A 16,989-nucleotide genomic window follows, 5' to 3' on the forward strand; every position below is an offset into this window, starting at 1 on the left:
CGTGACAGTCCGCCGTGCCCGCGCCCGGCCGGCGCGCCCCGACCCACGGCGTGCGGCCCGCCGGTCGCCCGCGTCCCGCACCCGCGACCGCCGGCTAGCATTCCGGCGTGCACATCCCTGCGGTACTGGCCAGCGAGGCAGGGGGCGGCCCGCCCGCGTTCCTCGCCGAGATCGTCGCGCTGCTACTGGCCGCGGCAATGATCGGCTACCTGTCGACCCGGATACGAACCGTACCGATTGTCGGTTTCCTCCTGGCCGGGGTGGCCATCGGCCCGCACGCACTGGGCCTGGTGCGTAGCCAGGAGGCCATCGACGTGGCCGCCGAGGTCGGCGTGATCCTGCTGCTGTTCACCATCGGCGTCGAGTTCTCGCTCACCCGGCTGGCGACCATGTGGCGGCTGATCGTCATCGGTGGCGGCCTTCAGGTCACGCTGACCGTGGGCGTGGCGACGGCGGTGCTGGCGCTGTTCGGGGTGTCCTGGCAGGTGGGGGTCTTCACCGGGTTCCTGGTGTCGCTGTCGTCCACGGCGATCGTGCTGCGACTGCTCGGCAGCCGGGGCGAGACGCAGACGGGCACCGGCCGGACCGCCCTGGCCTACCTGATCTTCCAGGATCTGGCGATCGTGGTGATGGTGCTGCTCGTGCCGATGCTGGGTGGCGCGGGCGGCTCGCCGCTGAACATCGCCAGCGCCCTCGGCACGGCCGTCGGGATCGTCGCGGTCGTACTCGTCGTCGCCCGCTGGATCATGCCGCGCCTGCTTGAGGTGGTCGCCCGGGCCTGCTCGCCCGAGGTGTTCCTGCTGACGGTCATCGCGATCTGTTTCGGCACCGCGTATCTGACCAGCCTCGCCGGGGTGAGCGTCTCGCTCGGCGCGTTCCTCGCCGGCATGGTGGTCAGCGAGAGCCGCCACTCCGAACACGCCCTCGGCGAGATCCTCCCCCTGCAGATTCTCTTCTCGGCGACCTTCTTCGTCTCGGTCGGCATGCTGCTCGACCTCGGCTTCCTGCTCGGCAACCTGCCGCTGGTGGCGGCCGGTGTGGCCGGCATCCTGCTGGTGAAGAGCGTCGCCACGGCGGCGTCGGCGGCCGTGCTCCGGATCCGACCAGCGGTAGTCGCCGGCCTGTCCCTGCTGATCGCACAGGTCGGCGAGTTCTCGTTCGTGCTCGAGCGGGTGGGCCGGGACGCCGGGCTCTCCCCCGCCGGCCTCGGCGAGAACGGCTCGCAGGCGTTCGTGGCGGCGACCGTGCTGCTCATGGCCGCCACCCCGTGGCTCGGCGCCGCAGGCCGCCGGCTCGGTGCCGTGGCCGAGCGGCGGGAACGCCCGGCGGCGCAGGGCGCGGCAAAGCCGACCGTGGTGGAGACCGACGGCGACGGGCCGCGCGACCACGTCATCATCAGCGGATACGGCCCCACCACCCGGACACTCGCCACCGAACTGGCCAGATCCGACGTTCCGTTCGTCATCGTCACCCTCAACCCCGACGGCGCCGCGGAGGCCGAGGCCGAGGGCCACGAGGTGCTGCGCGGCGACTCCGCCCGGCAGCACACCCTGGAGCGCGCAGGGGTGTCACGTGCCCGGATGGTGGTGATCCCCGAGGACGACCCGGAGACCGCCCAACGGATCGCCGCCGTCGTGCGGACCCTCGCCCCCGGACCGCAGATCGTGGTACGGGTCGACGAGCCCGTGGACCTCGACGCCCTGGCCGCGGCCGGCGCCGACACGCTGGTGGAGTCCACCCGGGCGAGCCGGGCAGCCCTCAACGACGCGGTCTTCGCCGGACTCACCAACGGACGGGCGTCCGGCCCGACCAGGGTCGACGTGAACGACATCGTCGCCTGGCGGCCCGACCCGGGCACGGCCTGCCCGCACGTCGACGCGATCACCCCGGTCCTGCCCAGCTCCCCCGGCTGCCAGGAGTGTCTCCGGGCCGGCACCTCCTGGGTTCACCTGCGCATCTGCCTGTCCTGCGGCCACGTCGGCTGCTGCGACTCCTCTCCCGAACGGCACGCGTCCCGACACCACCGCGAGCACGGCCACCCGATCGCCGCGTCGGTGGAGCCCGGCGAGGACTGGGCGTACTGCTACCTCGACGAGACGCTGCTGCACTTCAACAGGCCCGGCACCAGCGGGGACGTGACCCGCCAACCGGCGAGCCGGTAGTCGCGCCCGGCACCAGCCCCGCGGCGGTCAACCGGTCAACCAGATGGGTGATCGTCGTCAGCCGCAGCATGTGTGCCGGGTCAGCTCGAGGATCTGCCGGTAGTCACGCGCGAACTCGTCGACGCTGGTGGGATCACCGTGCCGGTACCGGCGCCAGGTGTCGTTGATGCCGATCAGCACCGACACCACCTGCGGCGCGAGCTGCAAACAGTCTGTGTCCCACCGGGCGCGTAGGTCCCGGACTCGGTCGCCACTGACACCGCGGTTGCGGAACGTGACACGGTGCTGCGGATGCCGGGCGGTGAACCAGGCTGACGCCATCATGGCGTACCCGCGGCCCAGGTCCTCGGCATGGTGCCGGTCCCGATCGGCGTCGGTGATGCTGTCACCGATGAACAGCACCTGCCTGCCGGGCGGGATTGTCGCTGTCACTGGTTGCCTCCCTGAGGGGTCAGAATCGGGGCAGGGCGCCGGTCCACTCGGGCTGCACCGTACGCATCGGGGTGACGTCGTCGCGCGTGCGGATGCCGCTGCGGCGCCACTGCTCGTGCAGCCGGGCCAGGGCGTCTCGATCGAGAGTGACACCGAGGCCGGCGCCGCTCGGCACCCGCACGGACCCGCCTTCGAAGCGCAGCGGGCCGGGCTCCACCACGTCTTCGGTCTTCCACGGGTAGTGGGTGTCGCACGCGTACGTCAGGTGCTCGGTGGCGGCTGCCACGTGGGTCATCGCGGCCAGACTGATCCCGAGATGGCTGTTGGAGTGCATCGACAGCCCGATGTCGAAGATGTCGCACAGCTCGCCGAGCTGTTGGGTGTGGCGCAGCCCGCCCCAGAAATGGTGGTCGGACAGGAGCACCCCGATCGCGCGCTGCGCGATCGCCGGCGGTAGGTGCTCGCGGGCGACGACGCACATGTTCGTCGCCAACGGCATCTCGACCTGGGCGGCCACGGCGGCCATCCCCGCGATGCCCGGGGTCGGGTCCTCCAGGTATTCCAGCACGCCGGCAAGCCGCCGGCCTACCTCGACGGCGGTGGGCACCGACCAGGCGGTGTTCGGGTCGATCCGAAGCGGCACGCCGGGAAATGCGTCGGCCAGGGCGTGGATCGTCGCGCACTCCTGTTCCGGAGGGAGGACGCCGGCCTTCACCTTGATCGCCGTGAAGCCGTACTCCCCCACCATCCGCTTGGCCTGGGCGACGATACCGTCCGGGTCGAGCGCCGGCCCCCAGTCGTCCTCCGGTCCATCCGGGTGCGACGCCCACTTGTAGAACAGGTAGGCACTGTAGGGAACCTCGTCGCGGACCCGTCCGCCGAGCAGGTCCACCACCGGCCGCCCGAGCGCCTTGCCCTGGGCGTCCAGCAGGGCCACCTCGAAGGTCGAGTACAGCACCTCGGCCGCCCTCGACCGGCCGTCCAGTTCGGACCGCCCGGTGCCGGCGGCGACGGTGGTGGCCTGCCGCACCAGCCGGCGCAGTCCGGCGAGGTCGAACACGTCCAGGCCGGCCATCCGGGCGGCGACCGCGCGCAGCCCGGCCACCACCGGCCCGTCGCCGTACGTCTCACCGAGGCCGGTCACCCCGTCCTCGGTGTTGACCTCGATCACCGTGCGCAGCGCGTACGGCTGGTGGACTCCGACGGCGTTGAGCAGCGGAGGATCGCGAAAGGCGACTGGAGTGACCACGACATTCGTCACACGCATCAGGGAGTCCTCAGTTGGGCGGAGAGTCCGGAGTCGACGGCGAGCACGGTGCCGGTGATCCGTCGGGCGGCGGGCGAGGCGAGGAACAGCACGGCGTCACAGACATCGTCGGGCGTGACGGCGTCGCGCAACGGCGTGTCCCGACGGATGTCGCCCGCTTCACCGATGGACGCCGGCGCGACACAGTTGACGCGGATGCCGTACGGCCCGAGTTCGACCGCCATCGCGCGGCTCAGCGCCTCGATGGCGCCCTTGGTCGCGTCGTAAAGGCTCTGGTCCGGATGCGCCCGCACGGCGCCCGGGGAGGAGAAGTTGACGATCACGCCGGGACGGGCGAGCCGACGCCAGTCGCGGGCGGCCCGGGCGGACAAGCCGTGCACCGGCCGCAGGTTGGCGGCGTACTGCTCGTCGAGCATGGCGCCCGTCGTGTCGCAGAAGTCCATCAGTTGGTGCGTGACGGCCGCGCAGTTGACGAGGATGTCGAGCGGACCCGCATCGGCGTGGAGCCGGTCCAGGAACGTGTCCTCGGTGAGGTCGCCGACGACGAAGGTGGTGCCGGGGATCTCCGCCGGTTTCAGGTCGGTGGCGACGACCTGCGCGGCGGCGTCGCGGAAGGCGCGGGCGCAGGCGCCGCCGAGGAGTCCGGCGGCGCCGGTGACGAGTACCCGGGCGCCGGTGAAGTCGAAGGTGAGGCCCGCCATCAACCGATCACCCGGCCCGCCGCGATGATGTCCCGCAACTGCCGCACGTGCTCGGGTCTCGGATCGGTCAGTGGTCGACGCACCGGGCCGACCTCGAAGCCGGCCAACCGCACTCCTGCCTTGACCAGCGAAACCGCGTAGCCGGCACCGCGGGCGCGCAGCTCCACCAGCGGCCGGAAGAAACCATCGAGGTACGCCTCGACGAGGGTGAGGTCGCCGGCCCGCAGTGCCTTGTTGAAGGCCAGCGCGATGTCCGGTGCGAAACAGAACACCGCACTGGAGTACGACCGGACTCCGATCCCCCAGTAGGCCAGCGCCGTCATCTCCGCGGTGGGCAACCCGTTCAACAGCACCGGGTCGGCGATCGACGGGTCCGCACGGCGCGCGTCCCTGATGGCGCCGCTGATCCGCTGCAACAGGTCGAGGTCACCGAGGCCGTCCTTCAGGCCGACGACGTTGGGCACGGCAACGAGTTCCGCCGCGGCCTGTGGCGTCAGGCGTACGTTGTCGCGCTGGTAGACGATGACGGGAAGGTCGGTGGCGGCGGCCACCGCCCGGTAGTGCGCCACGAGCCCCTCTTGCGGCGCGTGGACCAGGTACGGGGGCAGGATGAGCAGGCCCTGCACGCCCGCTTCCTCGGCCAGCCGGGCCAGCCGGATCGCCAACGTGGTGCCGTAGCCGACGCCGGCGAAGACCGGCCGTCTCCCGTTGGCCGCTTCCACGGCTGCCCGGACCACCTGGCCGTACTCCTCGACGTCGAGGGAGAAGAACTCCCCGGTGCCACAGGCCACGAAGATCGCCGCCGGCCCCGCGGCCACCTGATCCTCGACGTGCACCCGGTACGCGGCCAGGTTCAGGGTGCCGTCGGGTTGAAAGGCGGTGACCGGGAAGGACATGACTCCATCGAGAGCATTGCCAGTCAACGGCGTTCCCTTCGTGTCGGGACGGGGTCGGTGGAGGCGGCTGCTGGGGCAGCGGCTCCGGTGCCCCAGCGGCAGCCGGATCAGCTCGGATCGGTTCGGGTGCCGTCGACGCGGACCGCCAGCGGCTCGGTCACGGCGACGCTGCCGTCGGCGACCTTCGTCACGCGCAGCACCAACCGCACGACCGTCGGCACCGGCCGGTGGCGCACCGCGCCGGACAGGTCGATGACGTCGGGCCGGCTCGACCAGGCGACCGAGACGACGAACCGGTCCGATCGCTGCGGCATCGGAAGCCGCGTCGAGCCCAGGCGCACGGGTTCCAGCCGTGTGATGGTCTCGGCGACGGCGGTAGCGGTCAGGTCGATCGAGCCGTACCGGTGCACCAGTTCCAACGTGTCGTTGGTGCTGGCCATGACCTCGGTCATCTCGGTGTACGGCTGGTCCTGCTGGTTGAGCAGGCCGAAGTTGAAGCTCTCGCCGTCGCCGGGCCGGCCGGTGACCGCCTGGTCGTAGTAGACGAACCAGCCCGAGCCGACGAACACCGGGCTCGTGGCCTGGGCTTCGACGAAGGAGCGGTACTTGGTCCCCCGCTCGGCGACGGTGGCCGACCTGGCCGCGGCGTTGATCGCGCGCATCCCCCGGTCGTGGGTGTTGAAGGAGTACTCCAGATTCACCACGGGCTTGTCGTACGGTTCGTACTCGGTCAGGTAGTTGGCGTTGTCGCCGTACACGTCGAGCGAGATCGCGTCCAGGTGGTCCAGCCCGCCGACGTTCCACTCCAGGCTGGTGCGCCAGGTCGGCACCAGCGCGGATCCGAGGAACAGGTGGTGCGGGTCCTGCTTGCGGATCGCCGCCCGAACGGTGGAGTAGTAGACCTCTGACGCCCGGGTGATGAAGCCGTTGAGGTCCGCGGCGGGCAGCCTCGCCACATCCAGTCGCAGGTCGGCGAGGGCGTCGAAGGACTCCGCGTTCGTGCCCAGCATCGCGTTGACCCGGTTGAGGTCCCCGCCGTACGCGTCGGCGAGGTAGCTCGCGAACGCACGCTTGGCGGGCAGGCTCGAGGGGCTCCGGAGCACCTCCGCGACGACATCGCGGTTCCAGCCCCGCTCGTTGTCGAAGAAGTACCCGATCAGCCACGGGTCGTTCTTCTTGCTCTTGATGTCGATGTGCCGGTCGAGCTTGGCGCGGAACTCCGGGTCGAACGGGTCGATGCCCCACAGCACCCGGATCGCGTCCGGCGGCGCGGTGACCTGGTCGATGTGCGGGAACTCCAACGCCGGGTCGGCCGCCCACTTGCTCAGGGCGTTGAACCCCCAGTCGAGCAGGCGCCGGGTGGTGATGTCCCGCCAGCGGTCGCCGTAGTCCTGACCGTACTTACGCGTCAGGTTGGCCTTGACGAAGCTGACGACGTGCCCGCGTTCGGTGGTGGCGTAGGCACCCGGGTAGAGCCGCGGATCGGGCAGTGCGTCGAACACGTCACGCGGGCTGCCGTCGGCGTTGCGGTGGACGGTGCCGTACCCCCACTCCTCGTCGGAGACGGAGTCGACGCCCTTGAGGAAGAACAGGTGCCCGTCAGGTGTGACGAACCACCACCTGCCGTTGACCTTCTCCAGCCGGAAGAACCCCGCGGCGCCGTGGTCCCCCAGTGCCCTGACGCCGCCGTAGCGGTCGTAGGTGGCGGTGTCGCGCCGTACGTCGGCCAGCCGCGCCGCCTCGTCGCGGTACTCCTGGCGCAGCTGTTCGTCCGACGTGACCTTGCCCGGCCAGTCCTGGTAGAGATACTGGCCGTACTCATCCGCCAGCCGCGTGTATCGCGTCAGCTCCTGCTGCAGACCCGCCAGCGGTAAGGGAGGGCCGGGGTTCGCGCCGACCGGCCCGCTGCCCTGGACGAATTCGATCTCGGAGAGTGGGAGGTGCAGATACTGGTTCTGTCGCACCATCTCGATCCGGACAAACCGGGCCGTCGCGTTCGCCACGGGGATGTCGAGCTGATAGTCCAGCTCGGTCCGGGCGCGGCTGGCGCGGCTCGCGACGCGATAGGTGGCGCTCGCCTCGGCGCGATAGGTCACGTTGATCTCGTCGAAACCCCAGAACTGGTTCGGCGCCCTGCTGAAGATCCTGATCCGGTCCAGGGGGAAGTCGTTGAGCAGGTCGAAGACGACCGTGACGTTCTTCGGCGCGTCCGCGCGGCCACGCCATCCCGCGCCGCTGCCGGCATCCCGGTTGAACAGCTGGCCGTAGCGGAAGCCGGTGACGCCGCCGGCGTTGTCCGGAGCACCGTCGTCGGGCTTGGTGCTCGCGTGGTAGTTGCCGACGTCGGCCATGCCGGGGCGGGGGATCTGCGTGACCGGCTTGGCGATCTCGGCGCGCAGCTGGTCGGCGTTCAGCGGCAGGGCTGGGTCGGCTCCCGGCTCGCCGGCGCCGGCCGTGACGGTGACCTCCGTGAGAGGCATGTGCTGCCACTCGTGCCCGCGCGTGATCTTGATGATGACGAATCTGGCCCGCCGGTCGGCGAGGTCCACCGAGGTCGTGTGGTTCAGCGGGACGCCTTCTGGCAGCGGAGTCGAGGTGCCGTACCAGCTCTGGGCATGCACGGAGGTGAAGTCGGGCTCGGCCTCGGCGCGGGTCCGGATGGAGATGGACCTGATGCCGTAGTAGCGGTTGGGAGCGTTGCTGGTCACCGTGAGCTGCCCCAGCGGGTAGTCGCGGTACAGGTCGAGGACGACGGAGACGTCCTTGTACGTCAGCTGCCCGTTGCCGACCCACTGGGCGGTCGTGGTGGTGGCGCCGTCCCCCAGCGCTCCTCGCGCGTAGGAGATCAGCCCACTCTTGCCGAGGTCGCTTGCCGCACCGCCGTTGGTGGGCTGGTCGTAGACGTAACTTCCGGTGGTGATGCGGGTGGTGGCATCCGCCTGGGCGATCGGCACCGCGAGGAGCGGAGCGACGAGCGCTGGGACGAGCGCGAAACCCAGACGGACGGCCTTCATGGTCATGGCGATGTCACCCCTTCAGACCGGTGAAGCCGATACCACGGACGATGTGGCGCTGAAAGACCAGGAAGAGCAGGAGCGGTGGGACGGTGGCGATGAACATGCCGGCGATGACCTGGTTCTGCTCGGCCACCTCGGCCAACCGCGGCAACGCGACGGCCAACGGCTGGCGTTCGGTGTCGGCGATGGCGATCATCGGCCAGAGGAACTCCTTCCAGGCGCTCATGATCGCCAGGAGCGAGACGACGGCCAGAATCGGCCGGGACATGGGCATGACGATCCGCCAGAAGAGCCGTACCGGCCCGGCGCCGTCGACCTGCGCGGCCTCGAACAGCTCGTGGGGCAGCGCGTCGAAGAACTGCTTCATGATCAGGACGTTGAAGGCGTGCGCGCCGGCGGGCAGCCAGACGGCCCATGGGGTGTTGGCGATGGAGCCGCCGGTGACCGGGAGATCCAGCACCGTCAGGTAGAGAGCCACGAGCGACACGGTGCCGGGAATGAACAGCGTGGCGAGCACCGCCGCGTAGACGAAACGGCCGTAGCGCGGGCGCAGGACCGACAGGGCGAACGCGCCGGTGGTCGCCACGGTGAGCTGCACCAGCCACGATCCGGCCACCAGCACCACGGTGTTGAGCAGGTAGTGCCCGACCCGCAGTTCCGCCCAGGCGGAGGCCAGGGTCCCCCACTGGGGAGCCGACGGCCAGAGTCGGAGCGGGTCCTGCAGCATCTCCTGGGTGGGCGAGATGGCACCCTTGGCCGTCCACAGCAGCGGGCCGAGCCCGACGATCACCGCACCGACCAGGAACACGGCCTGTACCACGCGAAGCGTCCAGCGCACCCGCGGCCGGTTGCGGTCGGCATGCGAGATCAGGCCGCGTCCCGCGTCCTGCGGGCGGCGCCGGCGCTGTCGGCGGGTCGCCGAGGACGCGGGTTCGGTTGCGGCGCTTGCCGTCATGTGGTGCTCCAGGTGCGGGTCAGGCGCAGGTAGACCGCGGACAGCAGGGCGAGCGCCGCGGCGAGCAGGACGCTCAGCGCGGTGGCCATGCCGAAGTCGCCGTTGATGAACGCGTAGCGATAGATCAACAGCAGGATGGTCAGGGTCGAGTCCTCGGGCCCACCGTCGGTGAGCACGAAGGGTTCGGTGAACACCTGGAAGGTGCCGATGATCTGCAACAGCAGCATGATGAGCAGCACGGCGCGCAGCTGCGGCAGCGTGACGTGCCACAGTCGCCGCCAGATGGAGGCGCCGTCGATCTCGGCCGCCTCGTAGAGCTCGGTCTGGACGGAACTCAGGGCGGCAAGATAGATCAGCACGGTGCTGCCGGCGTGCGCCCAGGTCGCCTCCAGCACCAGGCTGGGCATGGCGGTCGCGGTGGATTGCAGCCACGGCATCGGGCCGAGCCCCACGGCGGTGAGAACCTGGTTGAACAGGCCGAACTCGGTGTCGTAGAACCACTTCCACATGAGCACGGCGACGACCGGTGGGATGACCACTGGTAGATAGACCAGCACCCGGAACAGGCCGCCCAGGCGGCGGACCTCCGAGATCACGACGGCCATCACCAGGGGCAGCGGGTAGCCGAACAGCAGCGCCAGGACGACGAACCAGACGGTGTTGCGCACCGTGGTCCACAGCAGCGGGTCGGCGAAGAGGTTCGCGTAGTTATCCAGCCCCACCCAGACAGCCGGGTCCACGAGGTTGGTGAACTGCAGGCTCAGCTGGACGCTTCGCGCGATGGGCCACCAGGCGAAGACGCCGAACACCAGCAGCGTCGGGAGCAGAAACAGTCCCGCGGCCAACCCGGACCCCCGTCGCGGGTGACGCCTCCAGGTTGGCCGGCGGCGTCCCGACGCGGCCCGACCTGCCGTCCGGGCCGGTTGCGGCCCGGACGGCGGGGCATTGGTTCCGGTTGTCGCAGGCGACGACCGGTCCAGACGGTTGAGCATGGTCACTGCTGTGCCCGTTCCAGGGCGGGCTGGACCTTCTCCTCGGCTTTGCGAAGTTCCGCGGCGATGTCGGCGCCGGCCCGGGTGAGAACCGCCTGCAGGGCGGTGTCCAGCGCGGCGTACAGATCCTGCGCCGCGACCGGGGGTTCGGTCATGAACTGCTGCGCCGCCACGCCCTGCTCGTACGGCTTAAAGTTGTCCAGCGGGACGTTCGCGTTCTTGCGCTCGACCTCTTGGATGGGACCGGAGACCGCGGCCGAGTAGAACGGGACCCGGGGCATGCCCACGGGGACCTTGTCGGAGGCGTCCGCCTGCGCCCGCTGAGCGGCGACGGTGGTGTCGTAGCGCGGGCGGAGGTAGTAGTGGTCGATCCACTTCACGGCGGCCTCGCGCTGGGCGGCGCTCGCCTTGGGATTGACCACTGCCATGGAACCGCCGGTCAGGGTGGCCAGCGTGCCGGCCGAGGGCAGCGCGGCGACCCCGAACAGCTTCGGGTCTCCGTTGAACTTCGTGACATGGTCACCGTAGGTGCTGGGCGTGGCGACCATCATGCCGATCTTTCCGGCGGCGAAGTCCTGCTGCAGATCCCCGGCGTTGCGCAGGTGCTGGGTGCCCATCGACTTGTCCTGCCACCGCATGGCGGCCAGCCACTCCAGCGCCCGCTGGGTGGGCCCCTCGGTGAAGGCCGGGACGAACGAGCCGTCCTGCTCCTTCTCGATTCGTCCGCCGTAGGTGTAGGTGATGGCGCTCAGCGTCCAGCCGCCGGTGTTGTTCGTGGTCGGCTGGGCGAAGCCCGGGAGTCCGGTCCTGTCGCTGATCGCCTTGGCGGCCGTGCGTACCTCCTCCCAGGTCTTCGGCGGGCTGTCGGGGTCGAGCCCGGCCTTGGTGAAGAGGTCCCGGTTGTAGATGAGGCCGAGCGCGAACATGCTCGTGGGCAGCCCGTAGACCTTGCCGTCCTGGCCGGTGGCGGGCGCCAACGCGCGCTGGTCGAAGTCGGCGACGTGCGGGAGCCTCTTCATCTCTTCGGTGATCTCGGCGATCTGGCGCCGCTTGATCAGCCCTTGCGGCTCGGTCAGCGGAACCAGAAACACGGTCTCGAGCTGGCCACCGGCCAGCCGCGCCGCGAAGGTCTTCGCTTCCCACTTCGACTCGGTCGGCGTGATGTCGACGGTCGGGTTGGCCTTCTCGAAGGCCTTCACCTCGTTGAGGAATGCCTGGCGGTTCTTCTCCTGCGTCGTCGGGAACAGACCGGCGACCGTGATCTTGACCTTGCCGTCATCGTCTGATGTGGTCTGACCTGCGCACGCGGCCGCGGGCAACACAAGCGCCGCGACGACGCCACACGCCAGGAGATTAGATCGTTGCCCTCTCATTGATACTCCGTCCACGTATGTAGACATCGTTCTTCTACACGACACTCTCCCGAAACATGGATGTGTTTGTCAACGCTCTGATGTGGCCGGCCCCCGGCACCACCGTCCACTAGGGGCGCGGACGGGAGACTCACGGCCCAGGTGAGATGCGGCGACAGCCGCTATCCTGAGGGGCCCCGCGGCAGGGCCTGGCACTCGGCGGCGAGATCCCGGGGCAGCGACGACGCGGTCCGACGGCTGGAGAGTATCCATGGCACGACCTGTCGCAGTCCCGGCGAAGAGCGACGAGTCCCACGCGGTCAAGTCGGCATCCCGCACCATCCAGATCCTCGAGGCGCTGGCCGCCGCACCGGGCAGGCTCAGCGTCGCCGAGCTGCACGAGCGCCTCGGCTTCCCGCGCTCCAGCCTGTACGCACTGCTGCGCACGCTCCGGGAGTCGAGGTGGGTGGAGGCTGACGAGAGCGGCTCCCACTTCGGCATCGGCCCGCACGTCCTGCTCTGCGGCACGGCCTATCTCGATCGGGATCCCGCCCTGCCGTACGCCCGGCAGACCTTGGAGGACCTGCGCGCCGAGGTGGGGCACACCGCGCACTTCGCCCGTCGGGACGGCGGCGCCATCATCTACCTCGCCAGCCGAGAGGCCCGGACCGAAGGCCGGCGGGTGCCCCGGGTCGGCCGGATGCTGCCCGCCGGAGTGACGGCGCTGGGGCTGGCCCTTCTCGCCGAACTCACCGACGACGAGATCGAGCAGGTGCTCGCCGCCGCACCGGCGGTACCGGCCGGGGTGCGACCAATGGACCCGCGGACCCTGGCCAACGAGATCCAGAGCACCCGGGTCCGCGGTTGGGCGCACGAACGGGAGCGATCACTGAAGGGCATCGCGTGCGTGGCCCGGGCGGTGGGTTACCGGATCCCCGCCACCGACGCGATCAGCTGCGCCTTTCCCGTCTCCGACGCCGACGATCCGGCGACGGTTGAACGCATCGCCGCCGCCGTCGTCGAGCACACCGACCGCCTCGCCGCCCGGCTCCGCCGCGCCGGCGTCCGATGACCGGCCCGGCCCGATCCGCACCCGCGTCGTTCGCGCGCCGTTGACCCCCGCCTGTCCGCCCGGGTAGCGTCCCCTAGCGACCATCCCGCCCACAGAACAGCGTCCACATACCTGGACCGGCAGGAGTCCTCATGAGCCCGTCGCGCCCCTCGCTCGGCCACTTCTTCGACGTCCGCGACCACGGCGCCAAGGGCGATCGGAGCACGCTGAACTCGCGGGCGATCCAAGACGCCATCGACGCGGCAGCCGCCGCCGGCGGTGGCCTGGTGTATGTGCCCCCGGGCACGTACCTCACCGGCGGCCTGGCCCTGAAATCCCACGTCACCCTGCACCTTGAGGCGGGCGCCACCTTGTTGGGCAGCCCCGACCTCGCCGACTATCCGGCATACCCGGGCCCGCCCGTGGACTGCGACGCCAACCAACGGCACCTGATCTACGCCCGCGGCGCGGAGAACATCGCCATCACGGGTCTCGGCACCATCGACGGCCAGGGCCAGGCCTTCTGGGAGTCGCGGGGCCGCCCGCCTGTCCCACTGGAGGACCAGTGGCGCGACGTCATCGCCTGGAACCTCAAGCCGGTGGGCGAGAACGACCGCCCCTCCCCCATGATCGAACTGGTCGAGTGCCGTAACGTCCGTATCGAAGACGTGACGTTGCGGAACTCTCCGGGGTGGACGCTGCGGCCGATCGGTTGTGACACCGTGCTCATCCGGGGCATCGTCATCCGCAATCCGATCGACGGTCCCAACACCGACGGCATCGACCCGACCTGCAGCGAGAACGTTCTCATCGCCAACTGCGACATCGACACCGGCGACGACGCCATCTGCCTCAAGAGCGAGGACCCGTACGGCGGGCTGCGGGTGTCCCGCAACATCACGGTCACCAACTGCGTGCTGAGCACCTGCTGCAACGGCTTCAAGATCGGCACGCGGACGTTGGGTGGGTTCGAGAACATCACCTTCTCGAATTCTGTCATCTACAGCCGGCAGGTGCCCCTAAACGAGCGGGTGATCGCCGGCCTGGCCATCGAGGTGGTCGACGGCGGCTGGATCGACGGGTTGGTCGTCACCGGCCTGCGGCTGCAGAACGTCCGGACGCCGATCTTCGTACGCCTCGGCAACCGGGGCGACGGCAGGCCGGCACCGTCCCCCGGGCGGCTGCGCGGCGTCATGATCTCCGATCTGCATGCCAGCGGTGCGATCCTGACGTCCTCGATCAGCGGGGTAGTCGACCAGCACGTCGAGGACGTCACGCTACGCAACATCCGGATCGACACCGACGAGGGCGGACAGCGCGAGTGGGTGGACCGGGTCGTTCCGGAGGTCGAGGCCGACTACCCCGAGGCCCGCATGTTCGGTCGGCTGCCGTCGTACGGCCTCTACTGTCGTCACGTGACGGGCGTGACGGTGAGTGGTCTCACCGTCCGCTGCACGGTGCCGGATCGGCGGCCACTGCTCGTCACCGACGATGCCGCCGACCTCAATCTCACCGACATCGACGGGTCCGGCCCCGGGCCGGACGTCGCGCTCCTCGATCTGCGCGACACCCGCGACGCATCCATCCGCACCTCGCGCGCGCCACGCGGCACCGATGTCTTCGCCCGCGTCTCCGGGAGCCGCTCCGAGCGGGTCGCCCTGGTCGGCAACGATCTCACCAATGCCCGCATCCCCGTGCTGGTCACCGGCGGGGCTACCGCCGACCGCGTCACCACGCGCGACTGATCCCGCCCGGCGCGCTGGACCAGGCCGGGCAGCAGCGACCGGGCCGCCTCGGCGCCGCTCCCGGCCGCTCGCAGCGGCCGCGGCGGCGGTGGCCCGGGCGACCGCGCCGGCGACAGGGTTCATGCGCGGAACTCCTTGGCGAGTACGGCGAGCAGGGGCTGACGGCGGCGTGACGCGAGCCCGAGGTGGTAGAGGCTGAGCCGGTCCGCGCCGGCGGCGCGTAACCGGCGAACGTGATCTGGCAGCGCCTCGGGGTCGACCGGTGGGAGCACGGTCACGTAGGCGTCCACCAGGGGCCGACCGGAACCGTCGGCGGCCCGACCCGGTGGCGCGACATGCGGTGGCGGGGCGGCGGCCGCGTGGGCCCGCACGGTGCGGACGAGGTCGGCGGTGCGCGCGGCGACCGACCAACAGGGCACCTGGACGGCGTCCACCTCGGCGCATGCGCGAGGGGTCAGCCCCGGTGACGAGCCGGTCGCCCACGGGTCCGGGTGCCCGGCGAGCGTGATGGACGCGCCGGGCACGGTCTGCCGTAGTACCGCGATGACCTGGCCGCGGAGTTCGTCGGCACTGTCCTGACGGACGGCGAGCAGCTCGGACGCCACCGCCTCGGGCACCCACTCGTCGGTGTCCACCGCGCGGCGCAGCTGGTGCTGGACGTGCCCGGGCTCCAGACCACGGGCCTGCCAGCGACGCTGGCAGCCGGGGCAGCAGCAGACGGAGAGCGCCCGCAGGGCGGTCGACGGGTAGGCATCGTCGGTTTTCTCGTGGCAGCCGAGATGCGCGGCGCCCATCTGCCCCGCCGATTCCAGTACGACGCCGCGCACCGGCAGGTCGTGTAGTGCCTCGGCGGCGAGGGTGGCGCAGTGGTCGCGCACCTCCTCCGAGGCTGGGCAGAGGGCGTACGGGTACGACTCGCCGAAACAGTTGGTCACCGTCAGGTCGGGGTGCGCCGTTCCCAACCGGGTGTTGTGCGCGAGCACCAGCCAGGCGTCAACCGGTATGCCGGCCCTGCCCAGCGCGTGGGTGGCGGAGCCGGCCGGATCCGGTCCCTCCGTCCACTGTGCAGCGACCGGAACCAGTCGCCGACCAGCCCAGCTCGACGGGCGGACCGGCCGGTAGAGCGCGGCGTGGGGCGCTTCGACGAACCGCCGGGTCGGGTGCAGCGGGGTGGCCGCGCGGGTGGAGTGATAGGTGACGGCGAGACGCACCGCGTCCGCGCCGCTCGCGATCACCCGGTCCGCGAAGCCCGCGTCTCCAAGGACGTCCCAGGGATACGCGTGGGCAGAGATCATACTGTGGCAATCCACTGATGTGAACGTCATCCGGCTATGTGTAGGCGGTGCAGTTCCAAGTTAACGTCCGGTATCGTGACCGTCAACGTGGCGAACAGTTGGATGGTGACCCCAATGCCCTCATCGCGGTCGGATGTCTCGCCGGTGAAATCGGCCGAGCGCACGGTACGCATCCTGGAGACCCTGGCCGCTTCACCGGCTCGACTCACCCTCTCCGAGCTCCAGGAGCGCACCGGCTATCCGCGCAGCAGCCTGCACGCGCTTATCCGCACGCTGCGGGAGGCCAAGTGGATCGAAGCGGACGAGACCGGCTCGGCCTTCGGGGTGGGGCCGCACGCGCTGCTCTCCGGCACCGCCTACCTCGACCGGGATCCGGCTCTGCCCTACGCGTACGAGACGCTGGAGGACCTTCGTGCCGACATCGGATACACGGTCCACTTCGCCCGCCGTGACGACGCGCACGTCCTCTACCTGGCCAGCCGGGAATCGCGCGACTCGGTCCGGGTCGTCTCCCGGGTCGGCCGTCGCCTGCCCGCCCATCTCACCGCCCTGGGCCAGGCGATGCTCGCCGAACTCACCAGCGAAGAGGTGGACAAGATCCTGCCGGCCGACCTGGCCGGCTTCACCGACCACACGATCACCGATCGGGTGGCGCTGCACGAGGAGCTGGCCAACGTCCGGGACCGTGGCTGGGCGCTCGAGCGCGAGCAGGGCACCATCGGCGTCGCGTGCATCGCCGCGGCGGTCCCCTACCGGATCCCCGCCACCGACGCCATCAGCTGTTCCATGCCGGTGTCGGCGGCCACCGACAAGGAGATCGAACGAGTCGCCAGGGCGGTGAGCGGGCACACCGCCGCCCTCGCCAGCACCCTGCGCCGACACGGCATCCGCTGAGATCGGATCACCCACCCACGATCGACCGCTGACTCGCCACCGCGGCGCTGGTCGCCGGCCCTGAACGGATCCAGGGCCACCGGACCAGCGCCGCGACCGTGTGACGGGCTCGGGTGGGCGCGGACAGGCACCCACCCTCGCGGCTGGCCGTCCGAACGGGACCGGGCAACCGGATGCCGGGACCTGCGCACGGTCTTGACACGACACTCGTGTTACGGGAGCGTGTTCGG

At 70.4% G+C, this 16,989-nt stretch carries 13 protein-coding genes; 4 read left to right on the forward strand and 9 right to left on the reverse strand.

Going from position 1 to position 16,989, the window contains the following annotated elements:
- Positions 1 to 107 precede the first annotated feature (107 nt).
- Complete coding sequence (locus C1I99_RS04855; protein WP_199561956.1) at positions 108 to 2,162, forward strand: cation:proton antiporter domain-containing protein; 2,055 nt, start codon at positions 108 to 110, stop codon at positions 2,160 to 2,162.
- Between the two features lie 57 nt (positions 2,163 to 2,219).
- Here the strand turns inward: C1I99_RS04855 and C1I99_RS04860 are convergent, their stop codons facing one another.
- The 8 genes from C1I99_RS04860 to C1I99_RS04895 all read right to left on the reverse strand — a co-directional run bounded on the left by C1I99_RS04860 (position 2,220) and on the right by C1I99_RS04895 (position 11,795).
- The gene (locus C1I99_RS04860) at positions 2,220 to 2,594 is read right to left on the reverse strand and encodes a GDSL-type esterase/lipase family protein (protein ID WP_199561957.1); all 375 of its coding nucleotides are present in this window, start codon (positions 2,592 to 2,594) and stop codon (positions 2,220 to 2,222) included.
- A 19-nt stretch (positions 2,595 to 2,613) separates the two neighbouring features.
- A complete protein-coding gene (locus C1I99_RS04865; RefSeq protein ID WP_111132934.1) occupies positions 2,614 to 3,861 on the reverse strand; it encodes a glucarate dehydratase family protein in 1,248 nt (415 codons plus the stop codon).
- A complete protein-coding gene (locus tag C1I99_RS04870) occupies positions 3,861 to 4,562 on the reverse strand; it encodes an SDR family NAD(P)-dependent oxidoreductase (RefSeq protein WP_111132935.1) in 702 nt (233 codons plus the stop codon). The genes C1I99_RS04865 and C1I99_RS04870 overlap by 1 nt, the downstream gene beginning before the upstream one ends.
- Positions 4,562 to 5,485: a 5-dehydro-4-deoxyglucarate dehydratase gene (locus C1I99_RS04875; RefSeq protein WP_267897470.1), complete on the reverse strand. Its 924-nt coding sequence runs from the start codon at positions 5,483 to 5,485 to the stop codon at positions 4,562 to 4,564. The genes C1I99_RS04870 and C1I99_RS04875 overlap by 1 nt, the downstream gene beginning before the upstream one ends.
- Positions 5,486 to 5,565: 80 nt before the next feature.
- Entirely contained in the window at positions 5,566 to 8,478 is a 2,913-nt protein-coding gene (locus tag C1I99_RS04880) for a hypothetical protein (RefSeq protein WP_111132937.1), read from the reverse strand.
- A 7-nt stretch (positions 8,479 to 8,485) separates the two neighbouring features.
- The gene (locus C1I99_RS04885; protein WP_111132938.1) at positions 8,486 to 9,430 is read right to left on the reverse strand and encodes a carbohydrate ABC transporter permease; all 945 of its coding nucleotides are present in this window, start codon (positions 9,428 to 9,430) and stop codon (positions 8,486 to 8,488) included.
- Entirely contained in the window at positions 9,427 to 10,275 is an 849-nt protein-coding gene (locus C1I99_RS04890; RefSeq protein WP_233512332.1) for a carbohydrate ABC transporter permease, read from the reverse strand. The genes C1I99_RS04885 and C1I99_RS04890 overlap by 4 nt, the downstream gene beginning before the upstream one ends.
- 149 nt (positions 10,276 to 10,424) lie before the next feature.
- A complete protein-coding gene (locus C1I99_RS04895; RefSeq protein ID WP_158553971.1) occupies positions 10,425 to 11,795 on the reverse strand; it encodes an extracellular solute-binding protein in 1,371 nt (456 codons plus the stop codon).
- 250 nt (positions 11,796 to 12,045) lie between these two features.
- On the opposite strand from C1I99_RS04895, the gene C1I99_RS04900 reads away from it, so the two are divergent.
- Positions 12,046 to 12,846, forward strand: a complete 801-nt coding sequence (locus C1I99_RS04900; protein WP_111132940.1) for an IclR family transcriptional regulator — start codon at positions 12,046 to 12,048, stop codon at positions 12,844 to 12,846.
- Between the two features lie 131 nt (positions 12,847 to 12,977).
- The gene (locus C1I99_RS04905) at positions 12,978 to 14,570 is read left to right on the forward strand and encodes a glycoside hydrolase family 28 protein (protein WP_111132941.1); all 1,593 of its coding nucleotides are present in this window, start codon (positions 12,978 to 12,980) and stop codon (positions 14,568 to 14,570) included.
- A 119-nt stretch (positions 14,571 to 14,689) separates the two neighbouring features.
- Here the strand turns inward: C1I99_RS04905 and C1I99_RS04910 are convergent, their stop codons facing one another.
- On the reverse strand, positions 14,690 to 15,865 hold the full coding sequence (locus tag C1I99_RS04910) for a hypothetical protein (RefSeq protein ID WP_111132942.1): 1,176 nt from the start codon (positions 15,863 to 15,865) through the stop codon (positions 14,690 to 14,692).
- A gap of 144 nt (positions 15,866 to 16,009) precedes the next feature.
- On the opposite strand from C1I99_RS04910, the gene C1I99_RS04915 reads away from it, so the two are divergent.
- Complete coding sequence (locus C1I99_RS04915) at positions 16,010 to 16,759, forward strand: IclR family transcriptional regulator (protein ID WP_233512333.1); 750 nt, start codon at positions 16,010 to 16,012, stop codon at positions 16,757 to 16,759.
- The last annotated feature ends 230 nt before the right edge of the window (positions 16,760 to 16,989 follow it).

This window comes from Micromonospora deserti (assembly GCF_003236335.1).
Classification (GTDB): Bacteria; Actinomycetota; Actinomycetes; order Mycobacteriales; family Micromonosporaceae; genus Micromonospora; species Micromonospora deserti.